This is a genomic window from Arthrobacter sp. NPDC057259 (assembly GCF_042668995.1).
In the GTDB taxonomy this organism is placed as follows: domain Bacteria; phylum Actinomycetota; class Actinomycetes; order Actinomycetales; family Micrococcaceae; genus Arthrobacter.
On sequence record NZ_JBHUYA010000001.1, the window covers coordinates 762,311 to 781,465 of the forward strand.

The 19,155-nt window shown below is 70.7% G+C and carries 16 protein-coding genes and 1 riboswitch; of the genes, 6 read left to right on the top strand and 10 right to left on the bottom strand.

Features of this window, described 5'->3' with window-relative positions; translation table 11 throughout:
* Window positions 1-107 precede the first annotated feature (107 nt).
* The 5 genes from ACFUCU_RS03625 (at window position 108) to ACFUCU_RS03645 (ending at window position 5,695) form a co-directional block, all read left to right on the top strand.
* Window positions 108-1,022, top strand: a complete 915-nt coding sequence (locus ACFUCU_RS03625; RefSeq protein WP_377970714.1) for a polysaccharide deacetylase family protein — start codon at window positions 108-110, stop codon at window positions 1,020-1,022.
* 104 nt (window positions 1,023-1,126) lie between these two features.
* Window positions 1,127-1,666 carry a PadR family transcriptional regulator gene (locus ACFUCU_RS03630; RefSeq protein ID WP_377970716.1) on the top strand — a complete coding sequence of 180 codons (540 nt, stop codon included), beginning with the start codon at window positions 1,127-1,129 and terminating at the stop codon, window positions 1,664-1,666.
* 5 nt (window positions 1,667-1,671) lie between these two features.
* Entirely contained in the window at window positions 1,672-3,381 is a 1,710-nt protein-coding gene (locus ACFUCU_RS03635; RefSeq protein WP_377970718.1) for an ABC1 kinase family protein, read from the top strand.
* A 170-nt stretch (window positions 3,382-3,551) separates the two neighbouring features.
* Window positions 3,552-3,702: riboswitch (cyclic di-AMP (ydaO/yuaA leader) on the top strand.
* A 6-nt stretch (window positions 3,703-3,708) separates the two neighbouring features.
* Window positions 3,709-4,773, top strand: coding sequence for a family 16 glycosylhydrolase (locus ACFUCU_RS03640; protein WP_377970719.1), 1,065 nt, complete (start codon window positions 3,709-3,711; stop codon window positions 4,771-4,773).
* A 52-nt stretch (window positions 4,774-4,825) separates the two neighbouring features.
* Window positions 4,826-5,695, top strand: coding sequence for a class II glutamine amidotransferase (locus ACFUCU_RS03645; protein WP_377970720.1), 870 nt, complete (start codon window positions 4,826-4,828; stop codon window positions 5,693-5,695).
* Between the two features lie 28 nt (window positions 5,696-5,723).
* Here the strand turns inward: ACFUCU_RS03645 and ACFUCU_RS03650 are convergent, their stop codons facing one another.
* The 3 genes from ACFUCU_RS03650 to ACFUCU_RS03660 all read right to left on the bottom strand — a co-directional run bounded on the left by ACFUCU_RS03650 (window position 5,724) and on the right by ACFUCU_RS03660 (window position 8,810).
* Window positions 5,724-7,124 (bottom strand): MFS transporter, encoded by a 1,401-nt coding sequence (locus tag ACFUCU_RS03650; protein WP_377970806.1) that lies wholly within the window; start codon window positions 7,122-7,124, stop codon window positions 5,724-5,726.
* 145 nt (window positions 7,125-7,269) lie between these two features.
* Complete coding sequence (locus ACFUCU_RS03655) at window positions 7,270-7,929, bottom strand: dihydrofolate reductase family protein (protein ID WP_377970722.1); 660 nt, start codon at window positions 7,927-7,929, stop codon at window positions 7,270-7,272.
* A 134-nt stretch (window positions 7,930-8,063) separates the two neighbouring features.
* Window positions 8,064-8,810: a lytic transglycosylase domain-containing protein gene (locus tag ACFUCU_RS03660; RefSeq protein WP_377970724.1), complete on the bottom strand. Its 747-nt coding sequence runs from the start codon at window positions 8,808-8,810 to the stop codon at window positions 8,064-8,066.
* Window positions 8,811-9,025: 215 nt separating this feature from the next.
* On the opposite strand from ACFUCU_RS03660, the gene ACFUCU_RS03665 reads away from it, so the two are divergent.
* A complete protein-coding gene (locus ACFUCU_RS03665) occupies window positions 9,026-9,442 on the top strand; it encodes a VOC family protein (protein WP_364137586.1) in 417 nt (138 codons plus the stop codon).
* Window positions 9,443-9,512: 70 nt separating this feature from the next.
* Here ACFUCU_RS03665 and ACFUCU_RS03670 read toward each other — a convergent pair whose 3' ends face one another.
* The 7 genes from ACFUCU_RS03670 to ACFUCU_RS03700 form a co-directional block, all read right to left on the bottom strand.
* Window positions 9,513-10,340, bottom strand: coding sequence for a class I SAM-dependent methyltransferase (locus ACFUCU_RS03670; protein WP_377970725.1), 828 nt, complete (start codon window positions 10,338-10,340; stop codon window positions 9,513-9,515).
* Between the two features lie 32 nt (window positions 10,341-10,372).
* Window positions 10,373-11,023, bottom strand: a complete 651-nt coding sequence (locus ACFUCU_RS03675; RefSeq protein ID WP_377970727.1) for a DUF2510 domain-containing protein — start codon at window positions 11,021-11,023, stop codon at window positions 10,373-10,375.
* Window positions 11,024-11,306: 283 nt separating this feature from the next.
* Complete coding sequence (locus ACFUCU_RS03680) at window positions 11,307-12,506, bottom strand: alkaline phosphatase family protein (RefSeq protein WP_377970729.1); 1,200 nt, start codon at window positions 12,504-12,506, stop codon at window positions 11,307-11,309.
* A 97-nt stretch (window positions 12,507-12,603) separates the two neighbouring features.
* A complete protein-coding gene (locus tag ACFUCU_RS03685) occupies window positions 12,604-14,679 on the bottom strand; it encodes a phosphocholine-specific phospholipase C (protein WP_377970731.1) in 2,076 nt (691 codons plus the stop codon).
* 169 nt (window positions 14,680-14,848) lie between these two features.
* Window positions 14,849-16,432, bottom strand: coding sequence for a long-chain fatty acid--CoA ligase (locus tag ACFUCU_RS03690; protein ID WP_377970732.1), 1,584 nt, complete (start codon window positions 16,430-16,432; stop codon window positions 14,849-14,851).
* On the bottom strand, window positions 16,429-17,052 hold the full coding sequence (locus tag ACFUCU_RS03695; protein ID WP_377970734.1) for a TetR/AcrR family transcriptional regulator: 624 nt from the start codon (window positions 17,050-17,052) through the stop codon (window positions 16,429-16,431). The genes ACFUCU_RS03690 and ACFUCU_RS03695 overlap by 4 nt, the downstream gene beginning before the upstream one ends.
* Window positions 17,049-19,133 carry a 3-hydroxyacyl-CoA dehydrogenase NAD-binding domain-containing protein gene (locus ACFUCU_RS03700; RefSeq protein ID WP_377970736.1) on the bottom strand — a complete coding sequence of 695 codons (2,085 nt, stop codon included), beginning with the start codon at window positions 19,131-19,133 and terminating at the stop codon, window positions 17,049-17,051. The genes ACFUCU_RS03695 and ACFUCU_RS03700 overlap by 4 nt, the downstream gene beginning before the upstream one ends.
* Window positions 19,134-19,155: the final 22 nt, after the last annotated feature.

Genomic DNA, 19,155 nt, shown 5'->3' on the forward strand with positions numbered 1-19,155 from the left:
CCGCGTCACCGGGGCGCCGGCACGCCCGGCGTCCACTACGATGGGCGAGGTTTGAGACGACAGGATTCCGCAGACTACCCAGTAGACGGGCCGCGAAGAGAACGGACATGCACGTGGCGTGGACCCCTGACCGGAGGTCATTCCTGGTGGCGGCCGCCGCCCTTTCCCTCGGGGGCCTGGCGGCGCTGCCGCAGGACAGCCGCCCGAAGGATCTCAGCGGGCCCGACGCCACTCCGGCCGACGGGCCTCTGGTGGAGACGGCCGGCGCCGACGCGCAGCCCGCCCCGGTCCCGGCCACGGCCCAGCCACAGGGTGCCCCGTCCCGTGACCAGGTCATTGGGGCCTTTTCCCACCGCACCGCCGGCTACTGGGGGCTTGCCGCCCCGGGTGTGCTGTCGCGCCTGACCGCGCCCGCCGGCGTCGCCCTGACGTTTGACTTCTGCGGCGGCCCCGGCGGGAACGCCGCGGACACCGGCGTCCTCACCGAGCTACGCCGCCACGGCGTTCCGGCGACCCTGTTCCTCAACCACCGCTGGATCGCCGCCAACGCGTCCCTGGCCGCGGAACTGGCCGCGGACCCCCTCTTCGAGCTCGCCAACCACGGCACCTCACACCGGCCGCTGTCCGTCTCGGGCAAGAGCGCCTACAACATCCCGGGCACCCGCAACCCGGGCGAGGTCTACGACGAGATCATGACCAACGACGCCCGCATCGCCGAGCTCACCGGAAAGCGCCCGCTCTTCTTCCGGCCAGGGACCGCCTACCTCGACGACGTCTCCGCCCAGATCGTGCATGCCCTCGGGGTCACGCCCGTCGGCTTCTCCGTCAACGGCGACGCCGGTGCGACGCTCCCCGCCTCGGCAGTGGCCAAGGAAATCTCCGGCGCACACGCCGGGGACATCGTCATCTCCCACGGCAACCACCCCGCCGGCGGGACCGCGGCCGGCCTGGCCCGCGCCCTCGATGCGATGAAGCAGCGCGGCGAGGTCTTCGTCCACCTCCCCCGGCCCGCAGCCGCCTGAGGCTCCCACCCCCGTCGCCCTATCGCCCACAGCGCAACCCTGTTGTTTCCGCATATCGGGACGTATCGTTAAGTATCGTTAGCGAACCCTTGGAGGAGAGCACCATGCGTAACTCATACCCGATAGGCGGCTTCGGCGCCCCCAGCTTTGATGGCATGTGGCAGGCTGTCGAGGACCTGCGTTCACGCTTCGAAAAGCGCACCGGCAGCCGCGCCGGCCGCGGCGAAGTCCGCTCGGCCGTACTGGCGCTCCTGGCGGAGCGGCCCATGCACGGCTACCAGATCATCCGCGAGATCGAGGAGCGCAGCAGCGGCAGCTGGAAGCCGAGCGCCGGCTCCGTCTACCCGACCCTGCAGCTGCTGGCCGACGAGGGCCTGATCCGCGCCGAGGAGTCCAACGGGCGGAAGATCTATTCCCTGACGGACGCCGGCCGCGACGAGGTCTCCGGCGGCACCTCGGCTCCCTGGGAGTCCGCCGACGCGGACCAGGGTCCCGGCTTCGGGGCACTGCCGAAGGCAGGCATCGAGCTGGCCCAGGCGGCATCCCAGGTGGGCCGCACCGGCACGCCCGAGCAGGTCAAGCAGGCCGTGGCCGTGCTGGACGAGGCGCGGCGCCGGCTGTACTCGATCCTGGCCCAGGACTGACGCGGGTGGCGGAGGCTGGCCGGGCCCGGGCGGACCCGGCGGCCGGGACCGGGAGCACCCGCGCCCGTTACCGGCGGATCCTGCGCTTCGCGGCCTGGCACCTCGCCGTAACCTGGTGGTACGAGCTGCTGCTCCCCCGCCTGGGCCTGCGCCGGGTCACCGAGCGCAGCCGGACCCGACGGATGATCCGCTTCGCCCGGCGCTTCCGCGCCCTGGCCGTGGAGCTGGGCGGCCTGATGATCAAGGTTGGCCAGTTCCTCTCCTCGCGCCTGGACGTCCTCCCGCCGGAGATTACCAGGGAACTCGAGGACCTCCAGGACGAGGTTCCCCCGGTCCCGTTCCCGGCCATCCGGGACCTGGCCGAGGCGGAACTGGGCACACCGCTGGAGAACATCTTCGCCGTCATCGAGGAGACGCCCATCGCCGCGGCGTCCCTCGGGCAGGCGCACCGCGCGACGCTGCTGCCCGCGGCGGCGGAGGATGCCGGCATGAGCGGCGTCGTGGTGAAGGTTCAGCGCCCCGGGATCGAGGCGATCGTCGACGTCGACCTGGCCGCCCTGCGCCGGGTGGGCGGCTGGCTGAGCCACTTCCGACTGGTCTCGGACCGGGCGGACATGCCGTCCCTGGTGGAGGAGTTCGCCCAGACAAGCCTCGAGGAGGTCGACTACCTGCAGGAGGCGGCCAACTCCGAGCGGTTCGACGCCGACTTCGCCGGCGACGAGCGGGTGGCGGTCCCCCGCGTCGCCTGGGAACGGACCACCCGCCGGGTCCTGACCCTGGAAGACGTCACCGCCATCAAGATCACGGACACGGAGGGCCTCCGCGCCGCGGCGATCGACCCCGTGGAGGTGGCTCCGGTCTTCGCATCGGTAATGTTCGACCAGCTCTTCACCACCGGGTTTTTCCATGCCGACCCGCACCCGGGGAACATCTTCGTCACCCCGGCCCCCGGCGCCGGAGGGCTGCCATGGCGGCTGACGTTCATCGATTTCGGCATGATGGGCGAGGTGCCCCCGGGCACCCGGAGTGGGCTGCGGAAGCTGCTCATCGCGGCGGCCGCGCGCGACGGCGGAGGCCTGGTCTCGGCGATCGGCGAGATCGGGGTGCTGCTGCCCACGGCGGATACCGCCGAACTGGAGCGTGCCATGTCCCGGCTGTTCACCCGCTTCGGCGGCATGGGCTTCGCCGAACTGCGCGAGGTGGACCCGCGGGAGTTCCTGGCCTTCGCCAACGAGTTCGGCGAACTGGTCCGCTCGCTGCCGTTCCAGGTCCCGGAGAATTTCCTGCTCATCATCCGGGCGATGTCGCTCACCTCCGGGGTGTGCAGTTCCCTCGACCCGCGCTTCAACCTCTGGGACTCGGTGGAGCCGTACGCGGCGCGGCTGCTGCGCGAGGAGCGCGGAAACCTCCTGCAGGACGCCGGCCGCCAGGTCTTCGACGCCGCGGCGGTGGCCTTCCGCTTGCCGCAGCGCCTCGACCGGCTGGCGGCGCGCGCCGAGGAGGGTTCCCTGACCGTGGGCAACCCCCGGCTGGAGCGCCAGGTGGCCCGGCTGGACCGCACCGTGCGCCGCGCGGTGTCCGCCGTCCTCTTCGCCGCCCTGCTGATCGCCGGCGCCATCCTCCGGCACGACGACCCGGTGCTCGGAACGGCGCTCCTGGCCGTCTCCGTGCTCCCGCTGCTGCATTCCGCCTTGCCGGGACGCCGCGGACCCTGACCGCCGCTTTGTTCCCTAAACCCGCCCCCGGACGCCGTCGCACCTCAAGCCGCCACGCGGAGGCCGGTGACTGCCGTTACTTAATTGTGATTAACCGGCTCGATGCCGTACGGTCGACGGGTGGACCGTCAACGTTGGTCCCAATTCCGTGCGTCGCTGAGCTCTGCCGCGCCCGGGATCCGCTAGATATAAGGCAGAGGCGGGGGACCCGAGTGTCCCGGGTATGGCGTTGGCCTGCCCTCGGGGTGAAGCCGTGGTGTCCCACGGCCGGATGACCTCATCCGAACCCGACAGCTAACTCCGCAGGCGTTGAGAGGTATACCTTCCATGTCTGCACCCCAGGATCAGACGTGCGCCCCCGCGCGCCGTCGTGACCAGACCGCTCCTTCCCCCCTTCGACGCACCGCCCTTCGGCTGAAGTCCCCCCGCGTCCTGTCCCTCGCCGCCGCGGCGGCCGTCGCCGTCGTCGGCCTCGGTTCACTCGGCCAGGCCACCCTGAACAGCCTGACCCAGGCGCAGGCGTCGGAGGTCTCCCAGGCCGCCCCCGCTTCCGCCCCGGCCTCGCCGTCGGCGACCGCGGCCGCACCGGCCAGCACCGCGGCCGCAGCCCCGTCCGCCCCGGCGACGACGGCGGCCCCCGCACCGGCGCAGGCCGCTCCCCCGGCGGCGGCCCCCGCCCCCGCAGCCGTGCAGGCCGCCCCGGCACCCGCCCTGGCCGTAGCCTCCACCGGCGGCCCCGCTCCCCTGGGTGTCCCCGGCAACTGGTCCCTGGCCTTCAACGACGACTTCAACGGCGCCGGCCTGGATACCAACAAGTGGGCCGCCTGCTGGTTCGCGCCCGGCTGCGGAACCATGAACAAGGTCAGCACCAGCCCTGCCAACGTCTCGGTCAGCAACGGCAACCTGGTCCTGAACCTGGCGTCGGCCACTTCCGGTGCATTGGTCTCCTCCAACCCCCGCGGCGGCGCCGGCACCGGCTACCAGTTCACCACCGGCTACGTCGAGGCCCGGATCAAGTTCCCCGGCAACGCCAACGGCCTCTACAACTGGCCGGCATTCTGGTCCACCGGACAGTCCTGGCCCGCCACCGGCGAGAACGACATCGCCGAGGTCCTCAAGGCCAAGATGACGGTCAACTACCACTCCACCAGCGGCGCCCAGAACCAGGGCGGCGTGGGAGGCAACTGGGCCAACGAGTACCACACCTTCGGCCTGCACCGGATGGCCGGCTCCTCGGACGTCTACTTCGACGGCGTCAAGGTCAAGTCCTACCCGACCAACGACGGCAACGCCCCGCAATACCTGGTCCTGAACGTCGGTGCCTCCTCGACCAACCCGGCCTACGGCCCGGCGTCGCAGGTCCTGGTCGATTACGTCCGCGCCTGGCAGTAGCCCGGACGTACACTGGCTCCCATAACGCCGCGTAAACCACGGAGGAGCCACCATGTGCCGACTGTTCGGGCTCCACGCCGGCGCCCGAACGGTCCGCGCCACATTTTGGCTGCTGGACGCGCCGGACAGCCTGTCCGTCCAGAGCCGGCGCGAGCCGGACGGGGCGGGCATCGGCACCTTCGACGAGTTCGGACAGCCGCACGTGGCGAAACAGCCGCTCGCGGCGTGGGAGGACCACGCCTTCGCCCGGGAGGCCAGGACCCTGCGGAGCACCACGTTCCTCGCGCATGTCCGCTACGCCAGCACCGGCGCCCACACCGTGGCCAACACGCACCCTTTCGAGCAGGACGGGCGGCTGTTCGCGCACAACGGCGCGTTCGGCGGCCTGGACCGGCTGGACGCACGGCTCGCGGAGCTCGGTGTCGCCGACCTGGTCCTCGGGCAGACGGACAGCGAACGCCTCTTCGCCCTGATCACCGCCGAAACCCGGCGGGCGGACGGCGACGTCGGCACCGGGATCACCCGCGCCGTGGCTTGGGCCGCCGCCGAACTGCCGGTGCTCAGCCTGAACCTGATCGTCACCACGGGCACGGAGCTGTGGGCGTTGCGCTACCCGGAAACCCATGAGCTGCACCTGCTGGAGCGCGATCCCGGGCGGATCCACGGCCCGGCCGCGCCGCTGGAGGCGCGCAGCCACCGCATCCACGCCCGCAGCGAGGACCTCGCCGCCGGGCCGCAGGTGCTGATCGCCACCGAGCCGATGGACCACGACCCCGGCTGGCGTGCGCTGGCCCCCGGGGAAATGCTGCGGGTGGGCCCGGACCTGGCAGTCACGTCCACGTTTCCGTTCCCGGACGGGCCCCGGCACCGGCTCGACCTCTCGGATCTCAGCCCCGAGGCCGCCGCCTCGCAGCGTCCCTAGCCAGCCCCGCCTCTAACAAGCAAGGCGCCTAGCTGCGCTCCGCCACCGCGGAATCCGCGGCGTCACCGGCGTGGGCCTGCTCGGCGGGCTTCCGGCCCGTGGCGGGCATCGCGACGACGGCGATCACCGTCAGCACCGCGCCCACCAGCACCGCCAGGAACACCGCGCCGGAGGCCGTGACGACGGTCCCGGGGTTGGTGTCCCCGCCCGTGGACCCGGCGTAGATGGCGTTCGCGACGGCGCCGAAGACCGCCACGCCGATCGAGCTGCCGATCGAACGGGCGAACAGGTTGGTGCCGGTCACCACGCCGCGTTCGTTCCATTCCACGCTGGACTGGGCGGCGATCAGCGTGGGCGTGGCGACGAGCCCCAGGCCCAGCCCCACGATGAAACAGCTGGCCGCGACCAGCAGCACACTCGGCGAGGAGGCGGTCAACGCCAGCACCGCGGTCCCCACCACGGTGATGCTGATGCCGATCAGCGCGGTGGTCCGGAAGCCCAGGCGCAGGTAGAAGCGGCCGGACTGGGAGGCGCTGATCGGCCAGCCGATGGTCAGTGCCGCCAGGGCGAGCCCGGCCAGGATCGGGGACGTGGCGATGGACCCCTCGAGGAAGGTCGGCACGTAGGAGGTCAGGCCCAGCATGACGGCGCCGACGCCGAAGGAAACCAGCGCCGTCGTCGCCAGCAGCCGGCGGGAGACCACCCACGGCGGCAGGACGGGCTCGGCCGCGCGGCGTTCCACCAGCACGAAGACGGCCAGCAGCGCCGCGCCTCCCGCGAAGACGCCGATGCTGGGGGCGGAGTTCCAGGCCCAGGCCTGGCCGCCCTCGAGGGCGCCGAGGATCAGCAGGGTCAGCGCCGCCGTGAGCAGCGCGGAGCCGAGGTAGTCCACGGTGTGGCCCTGGCGTTTGACGTCCTCCCGGAAGGAGCGCAGCAGCATCCAGCCGGCCAGGAGGCAGAGCGGGATGTTGACGAGGAAGATGCCCCGCCAGATGCCGAGGGTGGAGAACACGCCGCCCAGGGTGGGGCCGACGACGGAGGAAATGGCCCAGACGCTGGCGAGGTAGCCCTGCACCTTGGCCCGCTCGGTCAGGGTGTAGATGTCCCCGGCGATGGTGATGGCCATCGGCTGGACCGCACCGGCGCCGAGGCCCTGCAGCACCCGGAAGGCGATCAGCGCCGACATGCTCCAGGCAATGCCGCAGAGGATGGATCCGAGCAGGAACAAGCCGATGCCGATCAGGATGATGGGTTTGCGGCCGACCACGTCGGAGAGCTTCGCGTAGACCGGCACGGACACGGCCTGCGCCAGCAGGTAGGCGGAGAACAGCCAGGGGAAGGACGAGAAGCCGCCCACGTCGCGCACGATCGAGGGCACGGCGGTGGCCACGATCGTCGAATCGATCGCCACCAGGCCGGTCGAGAGCATCAGGGCAATGAGGATCGGTCCCCGGGTGGAGCGGAAGCCGACTCCGTCGCTTGTTGTCGTCACTGGTTTCGTTCCCGTCGTCGTCCACGCCGTACGGCGCCCGGAACCGTGCGGTTCCGAGGTCATAACTCCGGCGGGACGGGAATTAGTCCCGCGGACGCCGGGTAAAGACCAGGTGGGTGACGCCCGACGGCGAGGGCGTCGCCTCGATCTCGAAGCGCTGCTCAAGGTTTTCAAGCCCGTCCCAGAGCCGTTCCCCGCGGCCCAGGAGGATCGGCACCTGGACCAGGTGCAGGTGGTCGATCAGGTCCGCGGCGAGGAACTGCCGTACCGTGTCCACCCCGCCGCCGATCCTGACGTCCTTGCCGCCGGCGAGCTCCCGGGCACGTTCCAGCGCCTCGGCGGGGCCGGCGTCGAGGAAGTGGAACGTGGTTCCGCCCTCCATCTCCAGCACGGGCCGGGGATGATGGGTGAGGACGACGACGGGAGTGTGGAAGACCGGATTGTCCCCCCACCAGCCCTTCCATTCCTCGTCTTGCCAGGGTCCGCGCTGGGGGCCGAACTTGTTGCGTCCCATGATTTCGGCGCCGATGCCGGGCGCCCAAGTGCCGGCGAAGGCCTCGTCGACGCCGAAGGAGGGTTCGCCGTCGCCGGGCAGGCCCATGGCGCGGAAGGTGCGGGTGCCGAACGCCCACTGCATCAGCCGGCCGCCGGCGTGGCCGAACGGCGCGTCGAGGCTTTGGCCCTCGCCCGTGCCGTAGCCGTCCAGGGAGATGGAAAAGTTGTGTACGCGGACGAGGGACATATGAGCTCCTTGGCGGGTGGCCGGGTTTCCGTGCCCACTCTAGGAGCGGCGGGCGGTCCGCTCAAGGTCTTCGGAGCCGCGGCCTCCCCGGGCGGGGCCGCGGTCCGGTCCGGCGCGCCGCCGTGGCCGGTCTTTCAGCCCTGGGCCGCCGCCTGCGCTGCGTAGGCGGTGGCCCGGGCCTGGACGTTGCGGATGTAGGCGTCGGACTGGTTGTAGGCGTAGATGGCGTCGGTCCAGCCGCGCGGGGTGGTGAGGTCCCGGCCGTGGCCGCAGAGGTAGTCGGCGGCGCTGAGGGCGGCGTCGTCGATGTTGAAGGGATCGGCGACGCCGTCGCCGTTGCCGTCCCGCCCCGCCAGCCGCCAGGTGGAGGGGATGAACTGCATGGGTCCGACTGCGTGGTCCCAGTGCGGGTCGCCGTCGAGCGCGCCGCCGTCGGTGTCCGGGATCGCGGCGAACCCGTCGCCGTTGAGGCTGGGACCGACGATCGGGCCGCTGACCTGGCCGGCCGCGTTGAGGCTGCCGCCGCCGTAGCTGCCGTGCGCCGTTTCGACGAAGCCGATAGCCGCGATGGTGTTCCAGCCGATGCCGCAGCCGGGAGTGGTGGCGTTCGCGGTGACCGCGGCGGCGACGTAGGCCCGCAGCGCACGGGCCGGTATACCGGTCCGTGCGGCGGCGCCCGTTAGCCACTGCGCATCCGGGCTGGGGGTGACGTTGACCGCCGTGGTGATGTCGGCGCCCTCGAGTTTTGCTACCGCGCTCGGCGGGGCGGCGACGGCGGTCCGGATGCCCTCGCCGGGCCGGCCCACCGCCCAGAACGAGAAACCGGCGATGACGGCCGCGGCCAGCAGGCCGAAGACGAGGAGTCGTTTGAGTCGGAGCACCGACTAATCAAACCATCCGGCACCGACGTCGGTAGACTCCCGCGCCCGGGCCCTGGGCACCGCCCGTGCGCCGTCTCCCGGCACCGCGCCCTCCGAAGTGTCCCGGACCCCTGTCCGGGACGGCGGCGCGTTGCTAGCATGGGCGCGGACGCCGCCGAACCCCGGTAAGGCGCCCACATCCCGGAGTCCCACCCCAGCCCGCAAGGAGAACCGCCATGGCCACACACCTCAACCCCTACCTGAGCTTCCGCGACAACGCCCGCGAGGCCATGGAGTTCTACCGCGATGTTTTCGGCGGCCAGTTGACCGTGAGCACCTTCGCGGACTTCCAGGCCAGCCAGGATCCGTCGGAGGACACCCTGGTGATGCACGCCCAGCTGGAGTCCCCCAGCGGGTTCGTCCTGATGGGCTCGGACACCCCGGCGCGGATGGACTACACGCCGGGCAACACCTTCAGCGTCTCGCTCAGCGGCGACGAGGACGCGGAGCTGCGCGGCTACTGGGACAAGCTCTCCCAGGACGGCACCGTCACGATGCCGCTGTCCATGTCGCCCTGGGGCGACGCGTTCGGCATGTGCAACGACAAGTACGGCGTCGCGTGGCTGGTCAACATCGCAGGGAAGAAGGACTAAGCCCCCGCGCCCCGAGGCGCCGGGCCCGCGCCAGGACATCGGGTGGGTCCTTGGGCGCGGCCCCGCCGACCTACAATGTTGCGCGCACCAAATGTGTGCGCAGCGTGGTGTTGCTGCCCGGGCCGGCGTCATCAGGCACGGGCGCCAGCCTGCCGAACTTGGCGGCGGCCTGGCCGGGGCTGACGATCCGGCACTTTTCCCAGCCACCGTGGCGAAATAGCTCTGCCGGCGCATCAGTGCAGAAGGGCAGCTCGCGCCCGGCCTTCCGACGCGCTGAAACCAGAGGGGCCATCGATGCGAGGTCCAGCAGACCGGTGCCGAAGACATCGGCGATCAGGCTGGAGCCGGGTGACGAGGCCTCGGCGGTACTCCGGATCAAGGCCTCGGCGGCCGCCGCCGTGAGGTAGTAGAAGAGGCCCTCCGCCACCCAGATGGTCCGGAGCGCCGGGTCGAAGCCTGCCGCCCGCAATGACGGGAACCACGGGCCGGCGAGATCCGCTGCAACGGTTCTGCGCCCGCACGCCGCCGGGGAACGGCCAAGGACGGAATCCTTCCCGTCAAAGGCCTCCGGATAGTCGACTTCGTACAGCACTGATGTCGCCGGCAGCGGGAGGCGGAAGGCGCGCGTATCCAGACCTGCGCCAAGCAGCACCACCTGGGGGCAGTCCGTGGCGGAGGCAAGGATGAGATCGTCGAAGTAGCGGGTGCGGACGGGCAGGAACGGGTTGTACGGGGCGGTCGCGAGGGCCGCCTTACCGGCTTCCCCGGCCAGTGCCGAGGCCCAGGGGTCGTCGAAAAGCCGGTCCGGGCGGGTCGATTCCTGCGCCCGCGCCGCGGCAATCCACCGGCCGGTACTGACGACGGCGGCCCTGTCCCGGTGCCCGGTCGCGGAATTCATTCCCCCCCCATATCGAGCCTGTCGCCGGAGACTCAGATGATGGTGTGCCCGGCGACGGCGGTGATTAGCGTGGAGACCTTGATGCCGATGAGTGCGGCCGTCAGGACGATCATGCCGAGGGTCACCCAGACGGGCGCCAGCCCGCGGCGGGGAGCGGCCTCGTGCACCACCACTGATCGGCCGATCACGTAGAGCTCCCGGCTGAGGAAGACCCAGGCCCAGTGGAACGGGCGGACCACGCCGTCACGGCGCAGCTTCTGCCAGTCGAGATAGGCCAGCACGGCGGAGACGGCGTAGATGACCAGGCCGGTGCCCAGAGCCAGCAGGTAGGGCAGGGTGAGGATCGATGCCGGGTCCATGGTCTGCACCCGTCGCAGCCCCGTCGTCCTGGTCCGGAGCACGGGATTCCAAAATGCCAGGCTGATCAGCGGGATGATCGGCAGGGTGGCGATGAGCCATATGAACGGGTTGTAGACCGGGGTGGACGGGCTGATCTGCGGGCGCCCCATGCGGTACGGGTTGGCAGGGGCGCTCAGCTGCCCCGCACTGAGGTGTCCGGTCCAGGCCGTCCCGTCCCACCAGCGCAGCGAACCGGATCCCGCAGGGTCCGCGTACCAGCCCGGCGCGGGCAGGTTACCGGGTGCGCCGTACCCGGGGTCTGGGGTGCTTGGCGGGACAGTCATGGCCGGTCCTTCTCGAGCTGTTCGGGGGATCTCCCCCGAACCATACCGTGCGCCACCATCTGGTGGTGTCGAGCCCATTGTCGGCCTGCAGGGTGGGAACACGCTCCGTGGTTGCTGGGGACACGCTGGGTACTTCCCCTGCCGTGGGCCCCGACGGAATCCGCCCGGCCCCGACGGAGCGACAGGAGCGGCCCGCCCACGCCGTAGCGCGGACGGGCCGCTCCAGGAACCCTCATTCGGAGGTCAGGCCCCCGGCATAAGGGGCCGCCGGAGCGCCGGGGCGTCAGGGCCGGAAGAGTTCCTCAAAGGTGCCCGAGGTTTCCGGTGAACAGGTGTTTGCCAGGCATCCCAGGTGCCACATGTGCTCGATCGTGGACAGCAGGGTGTAGTGATCCGACACGCGGTTGGTGCTCTTCTGCGGTCCGGCCGCCGAGTTGATCACGATCATCGGGGCGTGGCCCCCGCCCAGCACGTCACCATTCTGGCCCACGGGGCTGCCGGGGCCGCCGTCGGAACCGGAGTAGTCGTTCTCGTCCCAGGCCAGGACGATGCTGGACTTGCTGGTCTTCCACGTCGTCGAGTCCATGATCTGCCGGACGGTGCTCTTGACGTAGTTGTCGCCGCGCTGGATCACGCTGTGGTCCAGACCGGATGCGGGGTATCCGCAGTCGGGAACCCCGATCAGGTCGGCGCCCGAGGGTGCCATGCCGTGCATGTCGTGGCACTGGTTGGGGCTGATCCAGACGAAGTTCGGCACCTTACCGCTGGACAGGTCAGCGGTGAGGTTGTTTTCCTGGGGCACGATGTGCTGCAGCCGGGGGCTGCCGGGGTAGTTGATGTTGGAGAAGTACATGAACGGGTTGTGCTTCTGCGCGTAGAGCTTGACCGGGGTGGACCCGACTGTGGGGGCGTATTCCACTTGGGAGCCGGTGGCCGGCAGGCTCTCCATGTAGGCCTTCCAGCTCAGGCCCTTGTCCTCCAACTGGTCCACGATGGTCTTCCCCGAGAACATGTGCGGGGTCGATGCGGCGCTCGCGGCCTGGGCAGCGGTGAGGCTTCCGGTGGCCCCCGGGTCGCTCGAGCCCGGCACGAATTCCTCGGGTGCACAGGTCACGTCGGCTCCGGCCCTGCAGTCGTCCCAGATTCCCTGCGTGCTTCCGGAAATGCTGGCCAGGTAGTTGGGCAGGCTGGGGTGGGTGACGCCGTGGTAGTTCGTTGCCGTGTTGTACCGCTGGGCGAGGGAGTTGATGTACGGGGCGTCCGCCGTGTTGCCGATCACCTGGTCGTAGCCGTGGTTCTCCATCATGATGACGAAAACGTGGTCGGGGCCGTTGGCGCCCTGACCCTCAGACCGTGCAGCGGCGTTCGCAGGCGTCCGTGCGTCAGCGGGAGCTGCGGCGCCGGTTGAGGCAAGGCCGGTGAGGGCGACGGCGGCGGCGAGGGCTGTTGCCTTCGCCCGCCTGTTCTTCATGATGCTGGGCATGGATGGTCCTTTCAGGGCGCGCCGGGGAGGGCCGGCGCATGAGTTGTGGAGTGTCGCTGAGGGTGCCACGGGAAAATCGCGGCAGGCCGGGCCGGAGCTAGCGGCCGGTGGACGCGGTGCCGAGTTGCGGGTCGCTGGTGAGCCCGGCGCCGTTTTCAAACCGTCCGGCGAGGACCCGGACCAGCGTGGGGTCCGCGGCCGACGTGATGGTGAGGTCGTACCAGCCGCCCTGGGTGGGGATGATGACCGTTTTCGCCTGCCCCGGGTTAAGCGTGAGGACCTGGTTGCCGGCACCATAGGCGTCCTTGAGGGTCAGCGGCGCGGCGGCGCGGCCGGTGTTTTCGATCCGGAACCGGGCGTGCGGGGACTTGCCATCGGAGGCGACGCTGACCCGGAGGTCCGGGGAGGCCGTCGTTCCCGCGAGGCGCCGGTACCAGCCCGCCGGGCCGTGCAGCTGCACGTCGTAGGAGGGACCGAGGACCCACAATGCGTCGAGGGCCGCGCCGGCACCGATGGTGTAGGAGTACGGCGCGGCCGGCAGCAGGTTCGAGCGGACCTGCACCTGCGCCCCGAGCGTGCCCCGGTTCGTCCAGCGGGCCGCGAGCTTCCCGCCGGCGAGGCTCGTCTCGACGTCGAGCGCGTAGCCGAGGCGGCGGGACGGTCGCGTTCCGCTCTCCTGTGTCGGCACCGTGTTCGTCGCCGGGGGTGTCGGTACGTAGCTCGGGTGGCGGGCGTGGTCGGCGGGCTTGTACCCGGAGGTGTCCGGTAGGGCCGGCGCCGCCCCGCCCGCGGCCGAGAAGTCGAAGGCACTCGTCAGGTCGCCGCTGACCGCGCGGCGCCACGGCGTGATGTTGGGCGACGCGACGCCGAAACGGTTCTCCAGGAACCGGATGATGGACGTGTGGTCGAAGGTCTCGGAGCAGACGAAGCCGCCCATGCTCCACGGCGACGCCACGATCATCGGCACCCGGACGCCCAGGCCGAAGTGGCCCGGCACGTCCTTGCTGCCGTAGAAGGTGGGGGTACCGTCATACCACTCGCCGTCGGTCGGTACGGTCGAGGCGCCGGGGATCTGCGGGGTGTTCGGGTGCGGCGGGACGATGTGGTCGAAGAAGCCGTCGTTCTCGTCGTACATGAAGAACACCGCGGTCTTGCTCCAGACCTCCGGGCTGGAAGTCAGGATGTCCATGACGTTGGCCGCGTACCAGGCGCCGAAGTTGGGCGGCCAGTTGGAGTGCTCCGAGTAGGCTTCGGGCGCCACAATGTAGGACACCTGCGGGAGCTTCCCGTTCTTGACGTCCTCCCGGAGGATCCCGAACAGGTCATCGCCGGCCTTGGCGTTTGTCCCGGTCCGGGCCTTGTCGTAGAGCGGCGAACCGGGCTTGGCGTCCTGGTACTGCTTGAAGTACAGGAGGGAGTTGTCCCCGTAGTTGCCGATGAACGCGTCATCGGTCCAGCCCTCGTAGTGCGCCGGGTCGAGGCCCTGTCCGATGTCCTGGTAGACCTTCCAGCCCACCCCGGCCTTCTCGAGCTCTTCCGGGTAGGTGCTCCACCAGTAGCCCTTTTCACCGTTCCACAGGTCGGGCCCGCCGCCCTTCCGGCCCGGGTCGTCGCCGCCGGTGAACATGAAGTAGCGGTTGGGGTCCGTGGGGCCGAGGACCGAACAGTGGTACTGGTCGCACACGGTGAACGCGTCGGCCAGGGCGAAATGGAACGGGATGTCCTTGCGCCCGTAGAACGCCATCGTCGCATCGGTCTTCTCCGGCAGCCACTTGTCGTACCGGCCGTTGTTGAAGGCTTCATGGGTGAGCTGCCACGAGTGGTCGAGGTCCTCCATGAACTGCATGCCCAGGTCGGGTGCCGGTGGGTGGAAGGGCGTGACTTCGCGGGTGGCGTTGGCCTGGTGGAAGGCATCCTTCCCGGAGGGCAGCAGGGCCGGGTGCGGGTCCGAGAAGCCCCGCACGCCTTTGAGCGTGCCGAAGTAGTGGTCGAAGGCGCGGTTCTCCTGCATAAAGATCACGACGTGTTCGACGTCTTTGATGGACCCGGTCGCCCGGTTCGCAGGGATCTCGGCGGCGCGGGCGATGCTCTGCCCCATCATCTGCGAGATCGCGGTGGCCGCACCGGCGGCGGCGGAGAGTTGAAGGAAACGACGGCGGTTCACGGCTGGCACTGAGTTGCTCCTCATGCATTGTTCTACAGTTGACCCCCGCCGCACTGTTCCAGTGCAAGGTAACGGCCGGGCCTACTCCCGGCGAACATCACACTGCGCGGCGGTGGACGTCCCGCTCCGCCCCCTCACCCGGCCCCGCCGCCGTCGTCTGCCTACGACGCGTCGCCCCTTACGCCTTGCCGTCCGCCAGCGTGCGGCGCAGCTCCCGCTTGAGCACCTTGTGGCTTGGCCCCAGCGGGAATTCGCCGGTGAACCGGACATGCCGGGGGTACTTGTGCTTTGCCAGGTGCTGTTGGCTCCAGTCGATGATGTCCTGCTCGGTTGGCGGGTTGTCGGCGTGCGCTGGGTCCAGCACCACGACGGCGCAGACCTCCTCGCCGCGCAGTTCGTCGGGCAATCCGACGACGGCCACCTGGGCGATGGCGGGGTGCCGGGAGAGCACCTCCTCCACCTCGCGCGGGTACACGTTGTAGCCGGAGCGGATGATGACGTCCTTGGTCCGGTCTACCACGTAGATGAAGCCGTCCTCGTCCATGGTGCCGAGGTCGCCGGTACGGAACCAGCCGTCCACCATGGCCTCGCGCGTGGCCTCCGGGTTGTTCAGGTACCCGGCGAAGACGTTGTGGCCGCGGACCAGAATCTCCCCCAGTTCGCCCGTGGGCATGGGGACCACGCGCTCCGGCTCGCGGTGGTCGGCGATGGTGACCTCCACGCCCCAGACCGCATGGCCCACGCTCCCGGGCCGCGCCCCGGCGTGGGGCGTGTTGGTGGAGACCACCGGAGAGGTCTCGGAGAGGCCGTACCCCTCGTAGATGGTGACGTCGAAGGCGGCGTTGAATTTCTCCATCACGGCCAGCGGCATCGGCGCGCCGCCGGAGACGCAGAGCCGCAGCGTGGGCAGCTTGGGCCGGCCTTCGGCGGCGGCGAGCAGCTGCATGTACATCGTCGGGACGCCGTGGAAGATGTCGACCTGATGCGTGGTGATGAGCTCCAGCGCCGCCTCGCCGGTGAATTTGGGCAGCAGTACCAGGGTGCCGCCCAGCCGGAACAGGGCGTTCATGCTGGCCGTCTGCCCGAAGACGTGGAACAGGGGCAGGCAGCCGAGGGCGACGTCGCTGGAGCGTACGTCGTTGGCGTCGACGGCGGAGACGGTGGCGTTCATGACCATGTTCAGGTGCGTCAGGATGGCACCCTTCGGACGGCCGGTGGTGCCGGAGGTGTAGAAGATGACCGCGGGGTCCTCCGCCTCACGGCTCACGTAGGTCTCCAGGCCGCCGGGGGCCTCGGGGTCGAGGTGCCGGACGCCGTCGTCGCCCTTCCGGCCCGTCCCGCCCGGGCCCGGTCCGCCGTCGGCCGCCGCGGGGCCGACCAACAGCAGTGGAATCCCGGCCTCCCCCGCCGCCTGCCGCCCCACCTCAAGGAACGCCGGGTGGCAGAGGAGCGCGGTGGCGCCGCTGTCGCGGAGCACGTGGATGACTTCCTGCACGGTCAGCAACAGGTGCACGGGCACCACCACGCCGCCGGTTGCCTGGATGGCGTAGTAGGCGGCGGGGAATTCGACGACGTTGGGGGCCATCAGTCCCACCACGTCCCCGGGGCGGACCCCGGCGGCCTCCAGCTGGCCGGCGTAGCTGAGGGCCTGCCGCCACAGGGTGGCGTACGAATAGGACCGGCCCCCGCTGATCACCGCTGTCTTCTCCGGGTACTTGCGGGCGGATTCGGCCAGGATCGAAGCGAGCGACAACGCTGTCATGGGTTCTGCTTTCTCTCGTGTTCACGTCCGGTGGGGGTTCCGGCCAGGACGGCCGTCAGGGTGTTCTCCAGGACCGCCCGGGCCTGCTCCGGGGACTGCCCCAGGTGGTCCCGCAGCAGTTTCCAGGTGGCCCAGTCCGCCGCGGCGCAGACGGAGAGGACCGTGCGGGTGCGGTGTTCCGGGTCCAGGGCGGCCAGCTCCGCGTCGAACAGCCGTTCGACGTCGGCCCTGATCCGGTCCAGGTTCCCGCGCAGGTTCTCCTGCAGCGCCGCGGAGAAGGGCCGCTGCACGTCCGCCGCCCGCGCCAGCGGCGCCAGGGCTTCCAGCACGGCGGCGCGCTGGGCGCAGTAGGCCGCGATCCGCTCCCCGAGTGGCAGCACCGCCGGGACGGGTTCGACGCCGGCGTCCTGGTCGGCCAGTTGCCGGGCGGCCGTCGCGGCCATGAGGCTCTCCAGGTCCTTGAAGTGGTCCCAGAGGGCACGGACCGAGACCCCGGCCCGGGCCGCGATCTGCCGGGCCGAGGGTTTGAGTTCGCCGTCCCTCAGGAGGTCCATGTGGGCGTCGCGGATGACCTGCCGGGTCCGCAGGGTCCGTGCGTTGCGCCCGTCCGTGGCGGTCATGCGCCGGCGAGGAACCCGGCCGGGAGCAGCGAGGCGTCGCCGGTCTGCTCCGCGTAGTGCCGCAGCCGTTCGGCGACGTACCCGTGGCCCACGTGGCCGGCGTACCAGAGGGGTCCGCCGCGGTAGGCGGGCCAGTTGTAGCCCTTGACCCAGATGACGTCGATGTCCCCGGCGCGCTCGGCGATGCCCTCGGCCAGGATCCGGGCGCCCTCGTTGATCATCGGGAACAGCAGCCGCTCGAGGATCTCGCCGTCGGTGAGGCTGTGCCGGGTGATCCCCTCGGCACGGGAGACCTCGACGATCAGGCGTTCCACCTCAGGGTCCTCGCGGCCCTCCCGCCCGTCGTAGGCGTAGTATCCGGCGCCGGTTTTCTGGCCGAACCGCCCCGCCTCGCAGAGCGCGTCGGAGACCGGGGCGGTGGTGCCCTCGGCCTTGCGGTTGCGCCACCCGATATCCAGGCCGGCCATGTCCCCCATCTCGAAGGGACCCATCCGGAATCCGAAGTCCTTGAGGACCCGGTCCACCTGGCCCGGCAGCGCCCCCTCCAGCAGCAGCTGCTCGGCCTGCGCGGAACGGACCTCCAGCATCCGGTTGCCGACAAATCCGTGGCAGACCCCGACGACGACCGGAGTCTTGCCGATCCGGCGCGCCGTGGCGACCCCGGTGGCCAGGGCCGCGGCGTCGGTGGCGGCCCCGCGCACCACCTCCACCAGCGGCATGACGTTGGCCGGACTGAAGAAGTGCAGGCCGAGCACCCGGGACGGCAGGCGGGTGCCCGCGGCGATGACGTCGATGCTCAGGTAGGAGGTGTTGGAGGCGAGGATGCATTCGGGACGGACCACGGCGTCCAGCGTGGTGAAGATCCCCTGCTTGACGCCCAGGTCCTCGTAGGCGGCCTCAATAACCAGGTCGGCGTCGGCGAAGTCCGCGTAATCGAGGCTTCCCGTGATGAGGGACCGCAGTGCCGCGGCGTCCTCCTCGCCCCGGCTGCCGCGGGAGACGGACACGGCGAGGTTTTTGTCCACCTGGGCGAGGCCGCGGTCCAGGGCGGAGCGTTCGGCTTCGACCACCGTGACCGGGATGCCGGCGGAGGCCAGTGCCATGGCGATGCCGCCGCCCATGGTTCCGGCGCCCACCACCCCGGCCCGGCGGACGGGCTGGGCCGCCTCCGGGTCCAGGCCCGCCGGGCGGCGGGCCGCACGTTCGGCGGCGAAGAGGTGCCGCTGGGCCGCCGATTCTGCGCTGGCAAGCCGTTCCTGGAACTTCTCCCGCTCCACCTCCAGTCCGTGGTCGAAGGACTGCTCGATGCCGGCCGCGACGGCGTCCACCGCGGCGCGGGCGGCGAATGGGTCCTTGGCCTTGCTGAGCGCCGCCCCGGCGAGCCGTTCCACCGAGCCGGGGGTGGCGGCAGTCTCCGAGATCCTGTCATCCCGGTCCCGGGTGCGCCGCGCCGGCAGGGCATTGACGCGGGCGATGGCATCCCTGACGGCGCCGGATGCGCCGGGGTCTTCCGCCATCGCGTCGATCAGCCCGTCGCGGAGCGCATCGGCCGCGGTGACGTCCTTGCCCGTCACTATCATCCCGAGGGCGCGCCGGGGCCCGACCAGGCGGGGCAGCCTGACGGTGCCGCCGGCTCCGGGGATCAGGCCCAGCGTGATTTCCGGCAGTCCGAGCCGGGCCTCAGGGTCGGCGATCCGGGCGTGCGCGGCCATGGCGAGTTCCAGTCCCCCGCCCAGGGCCACGCCGGTGATCCCGGCGATGACGGGCTTCGGGAAATCCTCCACCCGGGCCACCAGTGCCCGGAGGTCCGGGCCGTCCGCGTGCCCGGGTTGCCCGGCGCCGGCAACTTCTGGTTCAGTGCTCTTGAACTCGGTGATGTCCGCGCCCGCGGAGAAGGCCCGTGGCTGGCCGAGCAGCAGGACGGCGGTGACGTCCGGGTCGGCGGCGGCGCGGTCCAGCGCGGCAGCCAGCGCACGGCGCAGGTCCCGCCCCAGGGCGTTGACGCTGCCGCTGCGCATGGTCAGGCGCGCGACGCCGTCCGCTATTGAGACGTCGACGATTCGATCTGCAGGTTCGCCCACGGGGTGCCTGCCTTTCTGCCGG